This window comes from Chromobacterium amazonense, from assembly GCF_001855565.1.
GTDB classification, from domain to species: Bacteria; Pseudomonadota; Gammaproteobacteria; order Burkholderiales; family Chromobacteriaceae; genus Chromobacterium; species Chromobacterium amazonense.
In genome coordinates, this window is sequence record NZ_MKCR01000033.1 from 1 (window position 1) to 19,568 (window position 19,568).

A 19,568-nucleotide genomic window follows, 5' to 3' on the forward strand; every position below is an offset into this window, starting at 1 on the left:
GGGAGCAGATCAGCCGCGGAGCCGCGCCCAACGGTCTTATTGCAGCAAGGTCAGCGCAGATTGCGGCATCGAGTTGGCTTGCTTCAGGATCGAGCTGCCGGCCTGCTGCAGAATCTGGTTTCTGGTCAGGTTGGCGGTTTCAGAGGCAAAGTCAACATCCATGATCCGGCTTTTGGCAGCCGTCAGGTTTTGCGTATAACTTTGCAAGTTGGCCACTACCGCGTCAAAACGGTTCTGCACCGCGCCCCAGTTGGAGCGTACCGTAGAAATCTGGGCGATATCTTTATCCAAAGATGACAGGATGGCCGAAGCGCCTGATTGCGTCGTGATATTGATCGTGCCGGTATTGGTCAACGACGCGTTATAGCTGCACAACACCCCTGCAGAGGTCATATCGACAGACGAAACCGAAACCTGGTTGCTGGCATCGCCTGATGAGCCAATCTGGAACATCAGCACCGCGTTGCCAGACAACAGCTGAGTGCCATTGAATTGCGTGGTCTGCACAATGCGCGAGATTTCCTGTGTCAGTTGATCCACTTCAGACTGCATCTGCGAACGGTTAGTATTGCTGGCAGATCCGTTGGCGGACTGCACTGCGATTTCACGAATGCGCTGCAAGTTGTTGGCAAGCTGCCCCAGCGCGCCTTCCGCCGTCTGGCCGACGGAGATGCCGTCGTTGGCGTTGTTGATCGCTTGGTTATTGCCGCGAATGGCGGAAGTCAGCGTTTGTGAAATCGCCAGACCAGCGGCATCATCCTTGGCGCTGTTGATGCGCAGACCGGAAGATAAACGAGCCAAAGACTGAGATAGCGAGGCCTGCGAGCCGTTGAGGTTATGCTGGGCTTGCAGCGACGTGATGTTGGTATTGACGGTAATTGCCATTTCATTCCCCTTATCAGCCCAGTGGGCTCACCAAGATAATTGCCTGATGGTGAGTTGATCGGCCCGCCAAGAAGAATTTTTATGAAATCGGTAAAATTACCAAAATAAAGCCGGTTTCCCTTTGAAAATAAAAAAACCCTCAGGTTAGCCCGAGGGTTTTGATGCTTGCCGCAGCTTAGCCATGCAAAATCTGGAACCAATCCTCGTAGTGATCTTCCAGCCAGTAGTGCTGATTGAACCAGGCTCGCAGCGTATCGCCTTCCTTCGCCAGCGCATCCAGGTCATGAACACGTGAACGTATCGCTTCGATCCAGGCGTCCGCCCGGTTAGGCACTCGGCATACCGGCGCATTATTGGTCTGGTACGGGTAGATGTCGGTGCACACCACCGGCCAGCCCAGCACGCCGTACTCCAGCAAGCGCAAGTTGCTCTTGGCCTCATTGAATGGGTTCAGTTCCAGAGGCGCGACGGCGAGGTCGAGATTCAAGCTCGCTACTTTTGCCGCGTAGTCGGCGAAAGTCACCGCATGGTGCATCTCGGCCACATAGGGGCGGAATTGCGGCAGGCACATGCCCATGAATATCCAGTCCACCTCCTGGTAGGTGGCCAGGATCACTTCATGGATCAACTCCAGGTCGCCGCGGTGCTGGCCCGCGCCCACCCAGCCCACCCGCGGCTTCTTGCCGGTGCGTCGCTCGGATTTCAGATCGCCCCAGATGGTTTTGCGCAGCCGGTTTGGCACCACCGCCACATCGCCTACCATTTTCTGGATGAAGTCGGCCAAGGGTTGGGTGGACACCACGGCGGCGTCGCACAGCTTCAGCACGCGGCGCAGGCGTTGTTTGGCATCGGGGTAATGGCGGGACCAATGGTCATACAAGCTGCTCTTTTCCGGCACGCCGCCCACCAAGTCGTCCAGGCCGAATACCACCCGCACTTCCGGCGTGTATTTGCGATACGCATCCAAAGACTCATAGATGTAATCGCTGATGCCGGTATGCAGCAGGATGGTGTCCGGTGACTGGCGAGCCAACTCCACCGCCGTGGGCAAGCCGGCGGACGGCTGGTGAATCTCGCCATCCAGCTTGCCTTTTTCTTGCAACACGGACAAAGGCTGGCTCAAACGGTACTCGCCGCTGCCGCCGGGCACCGGGATGCCCAGCACCCGTTTGCGGCCTGGCAATTTCGGATCCCAGGCCACGATGCGGTCCGGGTCCAACGCCACGCGCTTGGTGCGCAGCGACAAGTGACGGCTGAAGCCTGGATCGTTTCTCATCACAGGCATCCAACGCGCCAGCATCGCCTCCATCTCGTCCCGCTCGCGCACCGCGGCGCGCAGAGCCGGACGCGGATCGGTGGTGACGCGGCCAATGCTCTTGGCGTGGTGATGGTACAAAACGACAAAGGGATTGTAGACATTGCGCAGGCCGGCTGCCTGCACCTTCAGGCAAAAGTCGACATCGTTGAAGCAGACCTGGAACGTCTCCGCGTCCATGCCGCCAACCGCATCGTAAATCTGCTTTTCCACCAGCAGGCAAGCCGCCGTCACCGCCGAGTAATTTTGCATGGTCAGGCTGCGGTTCAAGTAGCCGGCAAACAGATAATCCATGTCCTCGAACACATGGTCCGCCACCGAATACATGCCGCCGGGCATGCCTAGCACAATGCCGGCATGCTGGACGCGGCCGATCTCCGGATACAGCAGGCGGGCGCCCACCGCCCCCACACCCGGCTGCTGCGCAGTGGCCAGCAGCCGCTCCAGCCAATTGGCGAAGATCACTTCGGTATCGTTGTTCAGCAACAGCAGGTACTCGCCTCGCGCCTCGGTCGCGCCAAGATTGCATTGCGCAGAGAAATTGAATGGCGCGTCATAGCTGAGCACCCGAATCCGGCCCGGATAGTGCGCTTGGACTTTTTCGTAATATTCGAAGGTTTCCGGATCTTCCGAACCATTATCGACCAACAGCACTTCAAAATTCTGGTAGCCGGTAATACCGAACAGACTGGCAAGGCATGGCTCCAGACATTCTAGTTTGTCCTTGGTTGGAATGATGATCGATACCAGCGGCGTAGCCAGCAACTTGTAGTCGAAATGGAAGGTGCCGGGTACCAAGCCTTCGGATACTGTTACCGGCAAACCGCAACGCTGGCTATGGCTTTCCAGCGCCACGCGGCGCGAAGCGTTGCCCAGACCATCGAGCTTGGGATCCACCCAGGGCAGCGACACCAACACATCGTCGATGTGGCGAATGCCCTCCCCTCCCCAGACTTCGAACACGCGCAGCAAGGCATCATAGCAATGCGCGCGCGGATAAGGCTGGAACCCGCCGATCTTGGCAAGGGCCTCGGAGTTGAAGGCCACCGCATAGCTGACGTAATCCATCGAACGCAAATACTCGGGCGAGAAGTCTGGCAAGAAGGACGGACGGAAGCGCTTGCCCATCGGCGAGACGATGTCGTGATCGCTGTAGATGGCGGCGCGCCCAGGATAGGCATGGATCTCCTCGCCGATTCTGGCCAACGCATGGGGCTGCAAACGAGCGCCGGCAGGCAGCAGCATGATCCAATCCGCAGGCACATCGGCAATGATGCCGTTGACGACTTGCGTTACTTGGGAGTCATCATCCAGATGATCGAGCTGTAGCCAGGCGAGTTGCGGATTGTTGCTGAAAATCGGGTCCGGTTGCGGTGCATCGGACACCACGATCAAACGCCATTGGCGATAAAGCACGCTCTCCATGGCGGTGAAGGTTTCCGATAGCCTAGTCAAACGATTCGATGGCGCCAACACAATCAAATTGAACATCGGCACCTGCTTCCAAACCAGGCACATGCGCTCCGCCAGCTGTTCTGCGTGCACTTCCCGCAAAGCGCGGCGCTTGACCCATTTACGGTAGTCCTTTAAGCCATCCACGTCATTTTCGGCCAAAGCGTGGGCGACAATCCGCCCAAACTGCTGCAATGGCTGTGGTTTCAGGTGCGCGGGCAGCAAATCGGCATAGCGGCTCAGCAACTCCTGCAAACGCCCTTCAAGCAAGCGGTGTTCCAGCACATGGCGGCGAGCCGCCGCGGCTTGGCTGGCGCGCAGTTCGGCATCGTCAATCAGCTTGCTTATTCCGGCCACCCAGCCGTCTTCGGTATTCTCGACCACGGTTGCCAAGCCGCTATCCTTCAACGCCGCATAGGATGTCACATCAGACACCACCGAAGCCGCGCCGACCACCGAATACTCCAGCCATTTCAGATCAGACTTGTAGTCGTTGAATTCGCTCTTGACCAGAGGAGCCACGCCGATGTCGATCTTGAGCTTGGCCAATTCGGGCAGATACTCGTTGTAGGTGACAAACTCCGGTACTTTGCGCACATCTTTGATGCCGACGAAGCTGGAAGGCACATCTCCCCAGAACACGAACTTCACCTGGCCTGCGTACTCGTGATAAATCCGCTTCAGCGCGGCGGATACCATTTCAACGTCTTTGGCATGCGTGCTGGTTCCTGCAAAACCTATCGTAACGTGTCCGCTATGCGGCAAGGGCTCCACTAGACGCTCGCTGGCAAGCAGGTTAGGGAACACGAACACCTTGTCGGTATAGCGCCTGACCTTTTGCGCCAGCGCCTCAGTCGATACGGTAACCAGCGCGCATTGCGGCAACAGCCACTCGATGCCCTCAAACGAAGGCTGGCACATACCATACATGACATGCTCTTCCGGCATGTCCAACAGCCAGTCATCCACTTCATAAATAATGGGTTTGCCGGACGCCACCATTTCTTCAAGTAGGGGACGAAACTCATAAGATGGGAACAGGCGCTGCACGATGAACATATCCATCGCAGCGATGAAGTCACTATCTTCCTCGAAGGGATACACCCCTTCATAACTGTGATCAGCCTGATTTTTGAAATGGTAAGACTCCAGCACTGGAGACATCAGACTGAGCGGATCCCCCAGCCTAAGCTTGTAGCAGGCTGCGTCCTGCAGGTCGCGCGTTAACACACCGATGCGCGGCTTTCGCGATTTTTGATTTTCCACGGCACTCCCCTGGGATTTCATGAATTTTACTCCGCCTGGACGCTGCTCCGGCCGATCCGCTCATACCTGGTCAATGAGAAGATCGAGGCACAAAATTCTTCTTAATTTACACCAATTCGTCACACCACTGAAATTACCGCTGGCGACACGCACACACTAGGCCGGCCTCGCCCTCAACTCGGCCTCAGTCAGCCAGAGCCATATAATCAATCTCACTTCAAACGAGCCGCCAAAACCAATCATCTGCACACTGATATTTTAGAAAAGTACAATAGAAACAAACGCTGCCCTAACCAAGCAAAAACCAATGAGGGAATATAAAGCCAAACCGAATAAGTCAATATTAAAGCATGTTGAAAACGATTAGCAACCATGGCATATATAAAGACATAGCATTATTATCAACCTATCTATTCAGTCAACCACCTGAATAGGGAAATTACTTCACAATCAAACAAGACATCATCTACTCACTCATCAATACATCAGAAAGCACACAACGTAGAACCATATCATCTCAGTATCACACACGCATCATGCACAACTTAAATGCGAAGTCATAACTAACCAACACATTAATGTTCGTTTAAAACCCAGCTACATTTAAAAACCATCCTGCATGAGTAAATCTACGACTGCGTTAAGCTACAAATTGCTTGCAAGACATACGCTTGATCGCCATCATTTTTTGTTTCTAAAACACGTACATCCTTAACATCCAACCCACAAATTGACAGCATACCTCGAAGACCTTGTCCTGAGAAGAAATTAATATGCTCATGCCAATACTTTTTATGGCGCTCGGGGCAGTCATATGCATTTCGCATTACCTCCTCAAAAGGAACCTCTACAAAAAGCAAGGTTTTTTCATCCATAAATCTCATTATAAGCTTAACAGTTGAGACTGGATCAGGCAAATGTTCTAATACGTTAGCACAGCAGATTAAGTCATATCGTTTATTCAAATCACCTACTCGTGAAACTTTGAATAAACCAGGTATAGTATCCTTCTCGCTAATATCAAAAACATGAACAGCCAATGCACTATGACGGAACAGCGTGTTTACGCCAACATCCCCCCCCAATCCAAGACTGACAATGGCGATGTTCCATACCTCAGAATATATTCTTCACTTTTACCCAAGTATGGCAATGGCCTTGATAGCCCCAAGTTTCTTGAAGCATAACCAGGCTCATAATAATCCCGAAGGCTAGTATAAGCCTCACCTCGATAATCAAAATACAAAGATGCCATTTGTTGATCATCAAATCTTATGTCAGAAAATAGTAATTCACAATTTGGACAATAGACTGAAAGACATAAGGCATAGGCATGACCATTCGATATGCTTCTAAGTCCCCACGATTCATCAATCAAAGCAGGAGCCCAACCCAATGCCCTATGCGAGACGAATGGCATCAATATTGCAGGTGATGATCTCAGCTGCGTAGAATCACAAGCAATACATTGTTTAGCTTGCTGAACTTTCATACTAAACACCTTTAATAATTTTTAGCACCATGATTCCACCCCAAAATCGACTTCAGCTCTTGAGGCATTGAAGACACCATGTTTTGACTCAAAGAAAGATATGGATTTTCCTCCATGCAAACCTCTCTAAAGAAGCTAGCAGAATAACATCCAAGCAAAGCGACCCTAGGTTTCATAGAACGATTATTTCCACTCCGATGCCATAAATGTCCATGCCAAAAGACAATCGATCCCTTCGGCGCCTTCAAACTGATGAAATTCAGATCATGAGCCTGTGCCTCTTGTGCATTTGGCTTTCTTCCCCAGTGGTGGCTACCCTCAATAATTTGAGTCGCCCCATTTTCTTCAGAATAGTCCTCAATAATAAAATTTGAATTTGAGCGAATAATCCATGGAGGTAATGGTTCGGGAACATTAGCATCCACATGCCACACCTGTTCCTCTGCTCCAGGAAACAAGATATTCGCATGAAAACTAGTCAAATAATATTTCGTGTGAAACGTTGGCCGATAAAACATTTCACTCATTACAGCATGAGCAACTGGATGTAAAATTATCTTTGAGAAAATTTTATCTTTAGCCAAAAGATGGTAAATACGCCTCATTTTCCCACTACCATAGACATACCCAGCGCCTTCCTGCCCCCCCTCTAATAGCATCAAACGGTTAACTTTCTCTGCCAACTCATCACATAAAGACTCAGGTATGGCATTCTCAACAATTAGGTAGCCATTTTCATGCAAAAAATTCTTTTCTTCAATAGTTAGTTGCTTTTTGAAAAATTCGCCCTTATTCTCCTGCTGCTCTAAATCAGCAAGAATTCGATCAAAAATCTCTATTGTTCTAGATCCAAAATTTAGCCCATGCACTGGAGACTGCTCCAAGAACTCCAAAGCCGCTCTCATGTCAGTCTCGCCAGGCAACTTAACAACTCCAACCGCATCACAAAAAAATCGATGCGCCCTAAACTCTAACAGGGCTTCTTGTAAATCAACACCCAAGTAATAACAACCCATCAAAGTGCAAATTGCATCATGCATAGGATGCTCTTTACTACGGAGCACATCCCAAAGAGGCCATGATGTAGTCATCCCCCGCAAATTATGAAATAACCTTGATAGGCTATCATATGTTCTATGGTAATTTCTCATTTGCATACTCACTTGCGTCTAAGTTACAGATATCGAAATAAAATTTTATCATTTACAATTGGAAAACAGGATCAGTAAAATGATCCTGTTTTCCAATTGGGAAAGGTATAAACTTACCTAACCCATTTATAAACTTATAAATCCATGACAGCTCTCCACAAGGGCAAGCGATTAAGCAACAGATGATTATTGTGCACAGACTGCCTTAATTCATCCGCTTCATGCTCAATAACCTCGCGATTATGAGCTCGTCTCAATATTTTAGACACCCACTCTTCTCCAGTATTGGCCGAGAAAGCTACTGGCAACTTTTCCAAAACGCTTGACAAGCCAGCCGAACATATAACAGAAATACCAAGCGCTCCGTACTCCAGCACTCTCATAAATACATTACTATCACACACATCAACATTTGCCTTCGGAATCACCCCAAGATCAAGAGATAAAGAAGCAAGTTTTCTCGAAAAATCATCACGAGACAAGTCGAATTGGTAATACTCAGAAACATACTCACGTAAATGATCCGGACAGTAGCCTAAAACAATCCACTCCACATCTCCTGCTATACCAGCAACACATTCTTTAATAAGATCAAAATCATCCACTTCATTTTCTGACCCAACCCAACCTACCCGAATTTTAGTGCCAGATCTCTGGATATTGTCTAACCTAGTCCATTTATCTTCATTCAAAGCTCTATCAATAACCACAATCTCATGGGGAAAATCTCGCAATGCTTCTCGAATTCCCTCACATGAAACTACTACTCTGCTCATAGAGAGAAGTCTAGCTTTTAATTGCGCACTATCATAACGTTTGTTCAGCATATTTCCAAGCCGGCTCAACACCAATATGGATAAAATATCAGGCCGTAACGATCGAAGGCGAAATTGAAAATCTAGAGTCTCATTATCAAATCTATCGCTCATTAAAATGATATCTGGAGAAATTCGCTCAAGCTCTGCCCATGTTGGCAAACGATGTTCATACTTTATGCAACTGAGCTGTATCACGCCATCATCTTCCAAATGCATCATGCTATTTTGCATGTCATCGGCTTCAGAGCAGGAGTCACTCCCTAGAATCAAAACACGTGGTCTATCATGAAAGCTTGTATCCCATTCGGGAGAAAAAACATCATCAACCTCAAAAGGAGAATTCTGATTCAGACGTAAGTTACGATTATGAAAAGGATCAATACGTTTTTCCGCATGCAAAGCACTATCAATTACAAGCATGTCACTAACATTAAATTCAAGTCTTTTAATACTACTGAACTCATGCCGCAAAGCAGATACAAAAGGTGTCCAAACAATTAACTGACCAGCATCTGAAATGCGATAACAAAGATCAATACTGACGGCCTCTACACTTGGAAGCATTGAATTTATGCCGCCTATTTTTTCATACAATTCACGGCCTATCATAAGGCCTTCTATTGAAACAGCCCCAGGGTTATTTTCAACTTGAAGCATATTCAAATACCCAGCAGTTTCAATCCTTTCTCCTTGAAAAATAGCAGCCTCACCAATGTTGAGACCCAGTAAATATGGACCTTGCCAGATATGCTCGTGATCCGGCTGAAGCAATCTCATGGCAACAGCGCCTACATCAACCCTTGATGCTAGACCCAAGAGTCTGGTCAATGTATTTTTCTGAATAAGCTCAATCCTGCTATCTAGGAATAGCAGGTAGTCTCCTGTTGCAACTTCTGCTCCAAGCTGAAACCTATTCTGTAATGTATGATCGACATCACATCGAACTTTATTTACAGCACTCGGCAGCAGTGATTCTGTATTGGAAACTGCTATTATTTCCAAATTACCGTCTATCGAATTTTCCAAAATAGCATCAATACATGGAGATAACGATATGTTATCTTGAGCATCCGCAACAACAATGGAAATCGACGGAGATTTATTATTTAAATACGTAATTTCATGAGTAGAAGGAAGCTTTGCACTGACTACCTCCGCATTAATCTGTAAACGAGAAAAATGTTCTTGCAGAGCTCGCTTCATACCAATTACATTTTTTTCACCATCGAGAATTTTCTCAGGAAGGTGCACCAAGACATTTGAAATATGGCCAATCGATTTTCCTCCAACACCATCATGAATTTTCAACAATGCATCATAACCATCGGCTCCCGGACAATTTGACATCCCATTCGTTTGCAACAATGCCTCTCGTCTAAACCATACCGACTGTCCGATATAATTATAACCACGCAAAAAATCAATACTAAAGTCTGGCTTAAAAGCTGGATTCTTATAAGATCCGCGATTATCTACTTCATCACTATCGCAATAGATAGCCTGCCACTCAGGATGAGAAAATGCATAATCACCAATAGAAAGAAACGCATTACTCTCTAACTCGGTTCCTGGCGGAAAAATAACCATCCAATCAAAAGACAATGCATCTCTTAACGCAGTATATGACTGCGTCAATTGTGCTACATCGTCTACATCATCAATCCTCAACCACCCCAAAACTTCTGATTGAAGCAATTCCTCACTAGGGGGATCAAAATCAGCCACAAATATCAGCTGCCATTGCTTATACATCTGCAAGGCAATTGAGCTCAAAGACTTTACCGCTTCGCCCATCCGATCAGCAGTCAGCGGCATTACTATCAAAAATTGGGGCTGGCCATGCCATGCTTTTACCATGCGTTCCGCATGGATCGCTGCTTGGCATGGCTTCAACTTATGAATTTCCCTCCAATTCTCATATGCTTTCTGTTCTGGACAAACCAGATCAGTCGCTGCAGTTTGAAAAACAGGAAAAATAATATCGTCCACATTTCCACGAGGAAGACTTTGAGACTCAACTACAAAATTTTGTAACTGGCTAACTAATTCCAATGCATGCTGATGATAGCTTTGCTGATACTCCAATAATTTTTCCCGCGCTCTCTCTATCGCCTCAGGACTGTCTTCATATGTCGTTCCTGGCAAAGCAGTTCCCTTAGCTATACCAGCCCTCTCCTCCGGCTTTTTCGTGAATATTGTTTCGATGATGACCACAGGACAACCACACAACAATGCCTCGGAAATAATTGCAGAATTTGCAAATGTATACAAAACCTTAGCTCGTCTAAGTAACGCAGCTAGATCCTCATGACTTGATGGCCAGTCATATGTTATTACAGTAGCATCTTTGAATAGCTCAGGTAATTCTTGTTGCGCCTGTTTGTAGCGGCCTGGAAAAATCAATTTTTTTTCTCGAAACCCATCATGAGGATTATTTTTATTATTAAAAAGAGTCGTATCTATAGATGGAATGAAAATATATTTCGGATCGGCATACTTGGAAAAATCAACATAATCCTCATGCCAAAAAACCATCATGTCATTCTTATCAAAATCAACAGGACCACCTAAAAGGCCTGGGTGGTTCAAAATATAGCGAACAACCGAGCTTGCACCAAAAATATTACCGTGTAAAACTTCTGGATAAATTGCAATCGGAGAGCGATTGGATAATTTGTGTTGATTTACGATGTCTTGCGTCAGTAGAGGTGTTCGCAGACTAGGATTTGTTTGGGTGGATAGAACGTACGCTTCCTCTCCCAGCTTATTCAAATAATGACAAAGCAAATGCAATACTCTCACACCAGTAGACTGGCGAGAATAGGCTGGCGCCAGAATATAATACGGCCTATGTTTATTTTCGAAAAAATCACTGTTAACTTGCATAATTAAACCTTATAGAATTCCGCCAAGAATTTCAGACAAGCGAATCAGAATAAAATTCTATGTGAGCAATATAATCAGGAGAAAGAGACCGAGTCCGCAGTGTATTGTATTGCCTGATCCAATGAAGTCCATTTCTTCAATCCAAATCTATGTTGCGCGAGACTGATATCTGGCACGTAAAGATTCCGATCTGGATTACCGACACTAGCCGTTTTTTTACCCATGATATGTACTTCACCAGCCGGATGAAGCGAAAAATTGACCCGTCTAGCCAAATCTGAAATAGAAATTACTTCATCGGATCCAACATTATAGACACCATCTTTTTCGTTACTCTGTAAAAGCGTTAGCAACCAAATGACCAAATCAGCCATATAGAGATAGGAACGAAGAGGACTGCCGTCCCCATGAATAACTATAGACTTTTTTCTTAAAGCACAATCAATGAAATTTCCGATGGCATAATGAACATCCATGGGCATGAAAGGGCCAACAAAAGAGAAGCAGCGAGCAACTTTCAAATGCCAGCCATGCGTGTCGGCATATGCAGCACATAAAAACTCAGCCGCCCGCTTGGCTTGTCCAAGCGCCGTTACAGGATCCATGGTATCTGGCGCGTAAGGGTCATCCTCCCGCAACGGTTTCCCGTGTAGCGGCAGCCCATAGGCCGCGCCTGAGCTGGTGAACAAAAAGTGCTCAGCTCCAGCGCGTGCGGCGAACTCCAGCACATGCCGCGTGCCGGCGACCAAGGTATCGAACTTGCTTAGCGGGTGCTCACCGTTGAAGGTTTCGTGCGCAGACGTTGTGGCGGCATGAATGAAATGGCTGAAGCGTTCTTTGGGAAATTCGAAGCTACGCACGTCTCCGACGTGGAAGCGTATGGCGGGATTGTTTGCAAGATGCGGAGCGCAGCGGGCGAAGGCCGACGGATTGCGGCTCAGCGCCGTCACCCAGATATCGGTGCCCAGCCTGGCGTTGGCGTGCACAATGGCCTCAAGCAGCCAGCGGCCAAACCAGCCGGTTCCGCCGCTGATGAACAAGGACGCGCCACGCAAGCTGTCCCAGATCTCTGGTTTGCGGATCAGGATGGCGTCCAGATCGTCAGTCAAAGTATGGCGGCTCATGTCAGTCCCATCCGCAAACAGGCAAGTTGGACGACTAGGCTAACGCCACCAGCGCGCTGGCCCAATACTCGGCCGCCATGTTTTGATGGACGCGCCGATTAAAGGTCAGGTCATAGCCATAGGCCTCAAAGTGATAGCCGACACCCTCCTTTTCCGCCTCCAGACCGGACAGCCACAGCAGCGGAGGATAGCCATCCCTGCGCAGCAGCAAATCCGGCGAGCCGATGAAAGCCGCGCAACTGTCATAGCCGCCCGCCAACAACAGCGACTGCGGCAGGCTGGCCATCTGTTCGATGGCGGCCGGAACCGAATATTCCAGCAGGCAGGGAAAATAGACGCCCACCACCGGACCGCTCGCCATCGCGTCGATCAGGCGTTGGTGGCGCGATCCCTCGGCCGGGGTCAGCTTGCCGGCGAGGCCGGCCTTGTGATGGTTGGAGAAACTGTACTCCGGCAGCGCTTGGGCATAGGCCCGCTCCACGGCCGGCAGATAGCGGCTCTCCAGCGCCTCGCCGATGTCGCCGTGGCTGGCCGCCGGCAGCAGGAAGGGCGCGTGCGGGCCGTTCAGGATGCCGCGGGTGGCTTCGTCGTCCGCCAGGCGGGCCAGCACGTCGCGCGCGCGGCGCTCGAACTCGGCCGCATCCACGCCGGCGTCGCCCAGCTGGCCGACGATGCGTTGGTGGATGGCGGCGTAGTCCAGCGCCGGCTGGGCCGGCAGGAAATAGCGCCGGGTCTGGCGATGGCAGGCGGCCTGGGTGGCCTCGTGCGGCAGGCAGCGGCCGTGGGCGTCGAAGCGCTGCGCGGTTTGAATCATGTCTGGTGCGTTCATCGGGTAATGCCTTTACCGTGTTCTGTGGATCGTGCCGTCTCAGTCGTACAGCGAATCTTCGTCGGAGAAGCCCTGTCCCCACGGCAGCGGCAGGAATTTGGCGCCTGCGGTCTTTTCCGTGTGGATCTTGATGAATTTCGGGTCTTCGCCGATCAGGCAGTCGGGCCGATGCGGCCCCAGCCACGGGTTGCGCATGCCGCGCGCCAGCACTTCCTTCAGCGGGGTTTCGCGCAGGTTGCCGATGGAAAAATCGATGTACGGGCATGGCGTCACTTCCATGGTGGAGGTGACGGTGATGATGCCTTTGACCGTGATGCAACCCTTGTGCGAGCCGTAAGAAGGCGTCATGTGGGTGAAGACGTTGTACTCCTTCTCCATCTGCCGCAGGATATCTGCGTCTTCCTTGTCGATGACGAATTCCGGGTGCTCGGTGCACGATCCGGTAGGCTTGGCATACGATACATACAGACCGATATTGCGGGAGGTGGCGTACTCGCACATCTCGCGGAATTCCTCAGTTTTGGCGCGTCCCTTGACCAGCACCGTGGACAGAATCAGGTTGAGTCCTGCGTCCAGACAGGCATCCACCGCGCGCATCACCCGCTTGTAGGAGCCGGGCTTGTTGCGGAAGTTGTCATGGTCCTGCTCGACGAAGCTGTCCAGCGACATCTGGATCTTTTCCACGCCGATGGACTTCAGGTGCTTGGCGCGCTCCAGGTCGAGGAACCAGCCGTTGCTGTCGACGATCACATAATGCTTTTCGGGATCGATGGCAGCTACGACATCGTCCAGATCCTTCATCACCAGCGGCTCGCCGCCGGTGATCACGAAACGGGCCAGGCCCAGCTCATCCGCCTGCCGCGACAGGTTGCGGATATCTTCGTAATCCATCTTGCTGCGGGTATCCACCACCTTGATCACGTTCTTCAGGTGGCGGTCCATATAGTATTCGGCCGAGCAGTGCGTGCACTTGAAGTTGCACAGATAGCTCTTTTCCAGCCGGATGATGGGACTGATCTCCCCGCGCTCTTCCATTTCCGCGATGCGGGCCAGCTTGGCCGCGATGTACGGTTTGCGCTGTGCGAGATCATTGCGTTTTGCCTGCTCTGCCTGGCTCAAGGCTAGGTTCGCGGTTTCCAAGGGAGCATTCATGTGGGTGTCTCCAGGTCTTTCCATCTTTCCCAGGACGCAAGCGCCCGAGGGGATGTTTCAGGTGTACGAGTGTATCAGAGAGGCTATGCCAGATTAATTCTTCCTCTGGCTTTATATGTGAGCGTTTCTTACATGATCTTCGGCATTCCCATGCGAAACTTGAGCCGAGGGCAGCGGGCTGCCTGTCTGCCGGCCATCAAGAAAAGCTCGATAGATCTCGTGTACCCGAATCAAATTATCCGGAGCGCCGTCATGCCAGGCCCAGTCGCCATTGCGGGGAGCCTCCGGGTCGAAGCGCCGCGCCTCGTCCAAGGGCGTCAGCAAGCGGCACGCGTGCAGCAGGGAAATGAAATGCCCACGCACATCGCGGCTGCGATTGAACATCTCGTGCTGGCATAGCGGGCGCGGGTCGAAGCCAACCTCAACGCCGAGCTCCTTGGCCGCCACCGCGGCTATGCGCTCGGCCGAGCTTTCCTTGAAGCGTATGATGCCGCCCGGCACATGCCAGCCCGGCCCGTAGAAACGATCATGCCGCCAGGTCAGCAACGTGCGGTCCTGCTCGTCGCGAATCAGCAGATCGACGTTGACCATGGGCGTCAGGCTGCTGACAAACAGGAACACCTCTTCCGGCAGGCCGTCGCGCGCCGATCCTACCGCCGCGCGCAGGGTCTCGATCGCCTGCAGCACCGCCTCGTGGGAAACCAATGGCTGACGCGGCATGCTCAGGCCTCCGAGGGCGGGGTTCGCAGCGCATCGCCGTCCAGCACGGCGATGGAGAAGCGCTCGCCGTGGCGGGCGCGGATCTGCCGCACCACTTCCGCGCTGTAGCTGGCCGCCAGCACGATGACCGCGTCCACCTCGCCGTCATCCAGCCGCGCCGGCGCCACGATGGGCAAGTGGGTGGCCGGCGTGTAGCGGCCCTGCTTGAACGGCGCGGAATCCAGCACGTAGCGGATGCGGCCGGCGATGCCCATCAGGCTGATCAGCGCCAGCGCCTGGTGGCCCGCGCCCCAGATCGCCACTCGGCCGGGTTCGAAGCGGTCCAGAAAGCCCTCGAACGACGCGCGCAGCGCGCCCTGGCAGGCGGCCAGCGCCGACAGGTCCTGCGGGCGGCGCTTCCTGACCGTGGCCGACAGCACGTAGTCGTGCCAGGCGGCGCGGCAGTCCAGCACCTCGAAGCCGTTGGCCTCCAGCAGCCGCGCCAGCGTGCGCTCGGTGAAGTAGAACAGGTGGTCCGGGATGAACTCGGCGAACAGGCCCTTCGCTATGATCATGTCGAAGTTGGGCACCTCCACCATGCCGACGGCGCCGTCGGCCAGGTTGGCGGCGATGCCCTGCAAGGTCCGATGGGCGGCAGGAATGTGCTCGAGGAAGTTCAGGATCATGAAGCCGTCGAACGGGCCGGCGGCCAGCCTCGCATCCGGGCTGTCGACAAAGCCCTGCTCCACCCTCAGCCCTGCCTGGCGGCAGACGTCCACCGACGCCTGCAGATGCTCGACGCCGTAGGCGTCGGCGCCAGCATCGGCCAGCAAGGACAGATACTCGCCGCGGCCGCAGCCCACCTCCAGCACCTTGCGGCCTGTCAGGCCATGCTCGGCCAGCCAGCCGCCGAATTGCTCCAGCCGGAAATCGCGCATTTCCGGCGAAATGCCGGCGGCGCGGATCACGTCGCGCCAGTACGGCACCGGCTCGGCATCCAGCTGCACCAGGCCGCAGCCGCCGCATTGGCGCAGCGCAAGCCTGACGCCGCGGTCGCCGGGCAGCTGCTCGGCGCTCGGCAGCCCCTGGGCGGCGGCGGGCATGTCGTCCTGCACCAGCAAGGGCTGATCAAACAGAGGCTGCGCGCAGATGCGGCAATGGTCGACGGCGGCCATCGCTCAAACGCCCCGTTTGGCGGCTTCCGACGCCGGCAGCAGTGGGATCAGCATTTCCGCGCGCAGCTGCTCCAGCGGCAGCAGCGGCGACATGTCCTCCAGCGGCATCGACAGCATGGAGCCGTCCGGCTGCGGCAGCGCGGCGGCCTTTGGCTGCAGCGTTTCGTTCTCGTTCAGCCGCACGTCGCACAGGATCGGTCCCGGGTGGGCCATCACGGTGGCCAGCCCCTCGGCCAGCTCTTCCACACGCTCGATGCGGATGGCCGGCAGGCCGTAGGCCTCGGCCAACTCCAGCGTGTCCGGGATCAGCACGCCGGCTTCGGGCCCGGTGCCGATGTAGCGGCTGTCGAAATAATTGCGCTGGGTATTGCGGATGGAGGCGTAGCCGTTGTTGTTCATGATGAACAGGCGGATGGGCAGTCGCAGCGCCTTCAGCGTGGCCAGCTCCTGCAGGTTCAGCTGCAGGCTGCCGTCGCTTTCCAACGCAATCATCGGACTGGAACCGTTGCCCAGGCAGCCGCCTATCGCCGCCGGCAGGCCGTAGCCCATCGAACCCAGGCCCGAGGTCAGGAACACGCGCTGGCCCGGCTTGTTACGGAACACGGTGTAGAACACCTCGACGGCGAGGCCGGAGCTGCCGGTGGAAATCAGCGTGTTTTCCGGCGCGGCGTCGGACAGCGCGTCGACGAAGTGATAGTGGCTGATCCGGCCGGAGGTCGGGAACGGCGCGCCGTCCTGCACCGGGTAGCGGCGCTTCCAGTCGGCACAGCGGTCCAGCCATGGCTGCCACTTGGCCCTGGGCAGGCGCTCGACGGCCGCCAGCAGGCCCTCCAGGCAGGCCTTGGCGTCCATCGCCAGCGGCAGGTCGATCTCCATGTCAAGCTTGGCGATCTCGGCGGCGTCGACGTCCACCACCACCTTGCGCGCGGCGCGGGCGAAGCCCTTGGGGTTGTAGGCGGTGAGGATGTTGTCGAGGCGGGTGCCGATGGCGATCAACAGGTCGCAGTTCTGCACCGCGAAGTTGCCGGGACGCAGCGCCACCACGCCGGGACGGCCGGCGCACAGCGGGCTGTCCCACGGCATCAGGTCCATCGCGTTCCAGGTGGCGGCCACCGGCACTTGCAGCGTTTCGCTGAGCCGGCGCAGCGCGTCGGCGCCGCCGGCAATGCGCACGCCGTGGCCGGCCAGGATCAGCGGCCGCTCGGCCTGCTTCAGCAGATCGGCGATGGCCGCGACATAGTCTTGCTTGGCCGGCGTGGTTTCGCCTTCCGGTTGCCAGCCCGGCAGCGTGGCCGGATCGATGGGCGCGGCCTGCACGTCCAGCGGGATGTCCAGCCACACCGGGCCGGGACGGCCGCTGTGCGCCAGATAGAGCGCCTCCTCCAGATGCTGGCGGATGGCTTGCGGATCGATGACGGTGACCGCGTACTTGGTCACCGGCTTGGCCATGGACACGACATCCACTTCCTGCACGCCCTTCTGGCGCAGGCCGCTGCCCTGCAGCAGGTCGGCGCGCTTCACCTGGCCGGAAATCACCAGCAGCGGCAGCGATTCGATCCAGGCGCCGGCCACCGGCGTCAGGATGTTGGTGGCGCCGGGGCCGGTGGTCACCATGGCCACGCCGGTGCGCTCGGCCAGCCGGCCGTAGGCCTCGGCGGCGATGCCGCAGGCCTGCTCGTGGTGGCAATGGACGGCGGCGATGTCGGGCTGCTGCGCCAGCGCGTCGTTCAGATGCATCGCGCCGCCGCCCGGCAGCAGAAACACGTGGCGCACGCCGCGCGCGGCCAGGAAATCCATCACGTAGTCCGCCAGGCGGACAAGTTTTGCGCTCATGCTCACATCCAGTAGGTCAGGCGGGTCTTGCGGTCCTGGTTGGCGCTGATCCGCTCGTCGGTATAGTAGGAATCGTCGACGTAATGGGTGGACGAGATCTCCTCGAACACCACGCCATTGCGCGAATGGAAGCGGTGGCGCACGCCGCGCTGCACGGTGATCACGTCGCCGGCCTGGGCCTGGCGCTCCTCGTCGTCCAGCCAGATGGTCATCTCGCCATAGAGTACGATGAAGGTTTCTTCCTTCTTATGGTGGTACTGCTCCGGATGGGTCTGGCCCGGCAGCATCACGATCAGCTTCTTGCAGTACTCGCGGTTGACCACGGTCACCATGGTCAGGCCGTATTCGTGAAAATGCTCCATGCCGTAATGGTGGGAGATTTCCAGCTCGGAACGGCCTGGCACCACGATCTTGCCGCGCTTGAACAAGGCCTTCACCGCCTCCACCGCCTTTTGCACCTTGTCGCGCAGGTTCACCGGCTCCAGATCGGCGGCCATCACGGGCGCGTCGGCGGCGATCGGCGTCTTGGCGGTGTAGCGGACATATTTGGACCATTCGTTGGCGGTCAGCTGGCCTTCCACCGGCGGGAAGGCGAAGCTGACGTTGTCGGCGGTCAGCGCCTCGCCGGCCGCGACCGGCCGGGTGGCGAACACGCCGCGGCGCAGCGAGCGCAGGCTGGCCTGTTCGCTCTCCGACACCGCGTCGTCCTCGCCATCGCCCAACATCGCCAGCGCGCGCGCGGCGGCGGCCAGCCAGCGGCGGACCTGCTCCGGATTGGCGGAGTAGTTGTTGATGCCGTACTGGTCGGTGGGCAGGCCCACATGCTTCTCGAACACCGTCGCGCCCTGGGCGACCGCCAGCATGATGGGCTCCATCAAGTCCGGGTCTTCATGGGTGGAGTAGCCGATGCGCACGCCGGCGTACTGCTGGCGCAGCGTCTTGATCCGCGCCAGGTGCAGATGGTCGTCCGGCGTCGGGTACTCGGCCACGCAGTGCATGATGGTCAGGTCCTTGCCGCGATGCAGCATGAAGCTGACCACCTTGTCGATGTCCTCGCGCCGCGCGCCGGCGGTGGAGGCGACCACCGGCTTGTCGCTGCGGGCGATGCGCTCCAGCAGCGGCCAGTCGGTGAACGAGCAGCTGGCGATCTTGATGATCTCGATGCCGTGCGCTTCGATCAGGTCCACCGACTCCTCGTCGAACGGGGTGCAGATCGCCTTGAAGCCGTTGGCCTTCATCTCGGCCACCAGCTTTTGCATCTGCTCCGGCTGCAGCCGGGTTTCCTCGAAGCGCTTCACGTATTTGACGTCGTCGCGGCCCTTGAAGCTGGAGTGGATGAAGGTGTCCAGGTTGCGGTACTGCAGCTTGAAGCCGAAGTCGAAATCGAAGCCCTGGCAGGATTCGCGGATGGCGCGGATCAGCGCGACGCCGTGCTCGACGTTGCCCATGTGGTTGTTGGCCATCTCGAAGATGAATAGCGGCTTGCTCATG

13 protein-coding genes are annotated in these 19,568 nt (G+C 54.5%); all 13 read right to left on the reverse strand.

The genetic code is table 11. The features are described from left to right. Positions 1-36: 36 nt before the first annotated feature. The 13 genes from BI343_RS16885 to BI343_RS16930 all read right to left on the reverse strand — a co-directional run bounded on the left by BI343_RS16885 (position 37) and on the right by BI343_RS16930 (position 19,567). A complete protein-coding gene (locus BI343_RS16885) occupies positions 37-885 on the reverse strand; it encodes a flagellin N-terminal helical domain-containing protein (protein ID WP_071110601.1) in 849 nt (282 codons plus the stop codon). A gap of 175 nt (positions 886-1,060) precedes the next feature. Further along, complete coding sequence (locus BI343_RS16890; RefSeq protein WP_244886683.1) at positions 1,061-4,918, reverse strand: glycosyltransferase; 3,858 nt, start codon at positions 4,916-4,918, stop codon at positions 1,061-1,063. 629 nt (positions 4,919-5,547) lie between these two features. After that, entirely contained in the window at positions 5,548-5,958 is a 411-nt protein-coding gene (locus BI343_RS19445; RefSeq protein WP_244886684.1) for a methyltransferase domain-containing protein, read from the reverse strand. A 23-nt stretch (positions 5,959-5,981) separates the two neighbouring features. Further along, complete coding sequence (locus BI343_RS19855) at positions 5,982-6,410, reverse strand: hypothetical protein (protein ID WP_139165774.1); 429 nt, start codon at positions 6,408-6,410, stop codon at positions 5,982-5,984. An 11-nt stretch (positions 6,411-6,421) separates the two neighbouring features. Beyond that, on the reverse strand, positions 6,422-7,450 hold the full coding sequence (locus BI343_RS19450) for a phytanoyl-CoA dioxygenase family protein (protein WP_169829036.1): 1,029 nt from the start codon (positions 7,448-7,450) through the stop codon (positions 6,422-6,424). 245 nt (positions 7,451-7,695) lie between these two features. After that, on the reverse strand, positions 7,696-11,265 hold the full coding sequence (locus BI343_RS19860; protein ID WP_139165775.1) for a glycosyltransferase family 2 protein: 3,570 nt from the start codon (positions 11,263-11,265) through the stop codon (positions 7,696-7,698). A gap of 74 nt (positions 11,266-11,339) precedes the next feature. Beyond that, positions 11,340-12,389: an NAD-dependent epimerase/dehydratase family protein gene (locus tag BI343_RS16900; protein ID WP_071110602.1), complete on the reverse strand. Its 1,050-nt coding sequence runs from the start codon at positions 12,387-12,389 to the stop codon at positions 11,340-11,342. 34 nt (positions 12,390-12,423) lie between these two features. Then, entirely contained in the window at positions 12,424-13,218 is a 795-nt protein-coding gene (locus BI343_RS16905) for a hypothetical protein (RefSeq protein ID WP_083341039.1), read from the reverse strand. Between the two features lie 39 nt (positions 13,219-13,257). Then, complete coding sequence (locus BI343_RS16910) at positions 13,258-14,370, reverse strand: radical SAM/SPASM domain-containing protein (protein ID WP_043622015.1); 1,113 nt, start codon at positions 14,368-14,370, stop codon at positions 13,258-13,260. A gap of 111 nt (positions 14,371-14,481) precedes the next feature. Beyond that, positions 14,482-15,090: an NUDIX domain-containing protein gene (locus BI343_RS16915; RefSeq protein ID WP_071110604.1), complete on the reverse strand. Its 609-nt coding sequence runs from the start codon at positions 15,088-15,090 to the stop codon at positions 14,482-14,484. 2 nt (positions 15,091-15,092) lie between these two features. Then, entirely contained in the window at positions 15,093-16,244 is a 1,152-nt protein-coding gene (locus tag BI343_RS16920) for a class I SAM-dependent methyltransferase (protein ID WP_071110605.1), read from the reverse strand. A 3-nt stretch (positions 16,245-16,247) separates the two neighbouring features. Then, a complete protein-coding gene (locus tag BI343_RS16925) occupies positions 16,248-18,077 on the reverse strand; it encodes a thiamine pyrophosphate-binding protein (RefSeq protein WP_071110606.1) in 1,830 nt (609 codons plus the stop codon). Between the two features lie 2 nt (positions 18,078-18,079). Next, positions 18,080-19,567: an N-acetylneuraminate synthase family protein gene (locus tag BI343_RS16930; protein WP_071110607.1), complete on the reverse strand. Its 1,488-nt coding sequence runs from the start codon at positions 19,565-19,567 to the stop codon at positions 18,080-18,082. Position 19,568 lies beyond the last annotated feature (1 nt).